Genomic DNA, 3,445 nt, shown 5'->3' with positions numbered 1-3,445 from the left:
ACGGTCAGGTAGCCAGAACAACCACAACCGAAAACAACGAACCCCCAGCTCAACCGGGGGTTCGCTCGTTCTCATAGCAGTAACTTCGGACTAGGGGCACCGGCAAGAACCCCTCTTCCTCCATCCGCTCGAGCTGGAGTATCAACCCGTCGTAGAAGCCCGCCGTGTCTAATAGCGCCACCGGTTTGTCGAGCAGTCCGTGCTTCCTCAACTCCAGGATCTCAGTCGCCTCGTCCAGCGTGCCCAGGCCGCCGACCATCACCACGACGGCATCCGCTCTGGCGAGCAGCAGCGCCTTGCGTTCGGCGAGATCTTTGGCGATCACCATCTCGTCGGCGTCCTTCCGTGCAAAGTGTCGGAGAAAGTCGACCGAGATCCCGACGAGCCGCCCTCCCGTCTCCCGTACTCCGTCGGCGACAACCTTCATCAGCCCGGTATCGGATCCGCCCCATACCAGGGTATGGCCGCCCTCTCCGATGAGTTCTGCGAACTCGCGAGCCGGTCGGGTATAGCGCTCGTCGAGGTCGGCGGAGGAGAGGAAGACGCAAATGTTCATTGTTGAACTATAAGGTTCTGATAAGAGGCCAGCGATTCGCGATGCTGAAGGTGTAAGGGGGACAATAGCGAACGCGCCCTGATCGTCGCGGCCGGGCGCGCCGTCACGGTCGAGCAAGTGCGTGTGGTCCGCCATTGGTCATTCCGATCAGGCCGGTGAGTCCGGCCATCGGCAGCCGTCTCCGGAGGTTGATGTGGTCCGGCAGGAGACCCTTGCTGATCGCAATATTGGCCGAGGGTGAGCCTCGAGTTGGGTGATGGCATGTCCCGGCGGTGCGGAGTCGGCGCTTTTCATGGCGTTTATCGGTACCTAAATGGGAAACATGATCAGTCTTGAATTATGTTGCACAGCAAAGGTGTTCGATACGCACGTGTTTGGTTGGCCAGCTCGAACTCGCCTCGGCGAATCCAGGACCTCGATAGCCGGAACGCCACTTTCACACAAGAAGGTCTGTCGTGCTGCTCTGCTGCTTGTCAAACGGCCGACGGCACACGAATGCGATCCTCGGGTGTCGATGAGGTGATCCGGAACCACGAGCGGGGCTACCGAGCCCAGTTGGCTGTTGCGCTCAGCTGACGGTGCGGGCTCCACCATCCTACGTTGGGGTCCGTTATCTAACTCAGTACCGGCCTGATCCGATGAGTCCACGTTCGCGGAACGCTCCCCCGCGACCTGGAACGCGCGAATTCGCGGCGGACCGGCGTGTGGTGATCGCCCGCACCCGGGTGAGGCTCCGACGCCAGCACACTCAGCCGTCGGCCGCGATGCTGAGGTCGGCGCCTTCTTCCTGCTCGGCGACCCGATGCTGGCAGTTCGAATCTATTGACTCGAAAGTGTGTTCGAACTATGATTGAAACATGGGGCTCGGGGGAGATATCCAGGGGGCGTTGTCGGACGAGATTCTGGCGACCGCGGTCGGTGATGCGTGGCGTCTGGCCGAGGCGGAGCTGCTCGAATCGGTCGTTCGCATCTCGGAAGAGATTCAGAGACTCGAGGCCCTGCGCGTCAGGCTCGTCGGTGCCGTCGACTACCGCTGCAAGGTCGACGTGCTGGGATTTCCGAACGCCAAGATGTGGCTGGCCTCCAAGACACTGCTCGAGGTGGGTGCGGCGGGGCGAATCGTGCTGTTGGGCCGAGGTTTGCGTTTCCAACCGGAAATAGCGGACGAGTACTACGACACCAACATTTCGGCGGATCACGCAGCGCTGATCATGAAGTTCTGCGAACGACCACCCAAGGGCATGCCGCTCGAAGCGATGGACGACTGCCGAAATGCGTTGCTGTTCGCCGCAACCGGTCCCACCGCCAACACGGACGCAGTGCGCGCCGTCATCGCCCGACTGGAACGCGCCTTCGAATCCGACGACCCGCCGCCCAGCGAAGACACCGAACTCAACGAGTTCCACGCCTCCAAGACACTCAACGGACGCGTCGCCGTCAAAGGCGACCTGGATGCCGTTACCGGCGAAATGCTGCTCTCGGCCCTTTCCGGACTCTCCAAGCCGCGGCCCGCGCAGGACGGAACCAAAGACAATCGCACGCCCGGACAGCGACGGGCCGACGGATTCACCGAACTCCTGCGCCGCTATCTCGACTCCGGGATCGCCGGCGAAGAAGGCGGCGAACGGCCACACGTCTCACTCCATGTCAACGTGAAAGATCTCGCCGAGCACGCCGACTGCAGCGCGCGAGAACAGCGCGATGCCTCCGCAACTGACGAGTCGCTCTTCGCCGTCGATGGGGTGGCGTGGACCGAGTGGATGGGGCCGCTGAGTATCAAAGCAGCCCGGCTCCTCAGCTGCGATTCGATCTACACGCCGATCGTGCTCGACGAGAGCGGGGCGCCACTCGACCTCGGCATTTCGACTCGAACCGTCACCAAGAGGCAGCGAAAAGCGTTGGTGGCGAGAGATCGAGGATGCGCATTCCCCGGGTGTGGTGCGCCGCCATCGTGGTGCGAGGGCCACCACATCATCCACTGGTCCGCCGGGGGGCCATCCGACATGGGCAACCTCGTACTGCTCTGCGGATTCCACCACCGACTGCTCCACCACAGTGACTGGGAAATGGAAATGGGAGCCGACCGGCACCCCACGTTCATCCCGCCGCGGCAGGTTGACTGGGAACGGAAGCCGATACCGGCGCACAACCGGGCTCGGCCGCGAGCGTCCTGACCCGACGCATCACGCACGTTGCCGACTCTGCAACTGGACGATTCCTGTTGCCGAGCCGGCATGTCGTCGTAGCAGGTCTGCCCGTCTCATCTGTGGGAATTGTTGCCGCGGTGGACTTCTCTAGACAGGCTCGTTGAGCGATACCGAGGGCGTCTAAGCCTAGATCCACCGATCGACTGATGTATTCGTGCTGAGTTTCGTTGTGCGGCAGCGAGGAGGTTACGGGCGTGGGTGATCGTCCGACCTGCGTGTCGGGTTGTTCCACTGAGGCTTTCGCGTCGAGGGCGGGCAGGTGTCGCGGGTGTTAGACGATGATCGGGTGATTGCGGCCGAATGTTCTGTCGAACAAGGTGTGCCACGCTGTTTCCCACGGCCAGTCGGTCGGTAGGTGCAGCGTCAACCGTCGGGCCGAAGAGGCGATGCGCGCGGGGACCGACACAATGGTGCGGCGGAGGGTGCCGGTGGTCGCTTTCGTCAGCTTCGGGTCAGCCGTGAGGGTGCCGGCGGCACGGGTGAGATTGAATGCCATCACCGCGCAGACGAGCCAGGCGGCGTTCGCCGAAAACGAGTTCGACGGCAGATGGGCGAGTGCGGAGTTCTTCAGGTCCGCGTGCACCTGCTCGATGACGGCGTGCTGACGGTGGGTCTTGTCGGCGGCGACGGTACCGACCTCGTCGGGGTCGGTGGTGGTGAAGAAGGCGTGGAACCGCCACAC

Annotated in this window: 3 protein-coding genes; 1 reads left to right on the top strand and 2 read right to left on the bottom strand. The window is 62.8% G+C overall.

Annotated features, from left to right (window positions below; genetic code table 11):
* Positions 1–49 precede the first annotated feature (49 nt).
* Complete coding sequence (locus tag ACFWAY_RS53220; protein ID WP_378516464.1) at positions 50–556, bottom strand: TIGR00730 family Rossman fold protein; 507 nt, start codon at positions 554–556, stop codon at positions 50–52.
* A gap of 857 nt (positions 557–1,413) precedes the next feature.
* Here ACFWAY_RS53220 and ACFWAY_RS53215 point away from each other — a divergent pair.
* Positions 1,414–2,730 carry a DUF222 domain-containing protein gene (locus ACFWAY_RS53215; protein WP_378516463.1) on the top strand — a complete coding sequence of 439 codons (1,317 nt, stop codon included), beginning with the start codon at positions 1,414–1,416 and terminating at the stop codon, positions 2,728–2,730.
* Between the two features lie 304 nt (positions 2,731–3,034).
* Here the strand turns inward: ACFWAY_RS53215 and ACFWAY_RS53210 are convergent.
* The coding region (locus ACFWAY_RS53210) for a transposase (RefSeq protein ID WP_378516462.1) at positions 3,035–3,445 on the bottom strand (411 nt) is incomplete at its 5' end.

It is taken from the genome of Rhodococcus sp. NPDC059968, from assembly GCF_042738615.1.
Taxonomy (GTDB): Bacteria; Actinomycetota; Actinomycetes; order Mycobacteriales; family Mycobacteriaceae; genus Rhodococcus_F.
The sequence above is the reverse complement of the archived record's forward strand: the minus strand, read 5'-3'. Positions and strand labels throughout refer to the sequence as shown.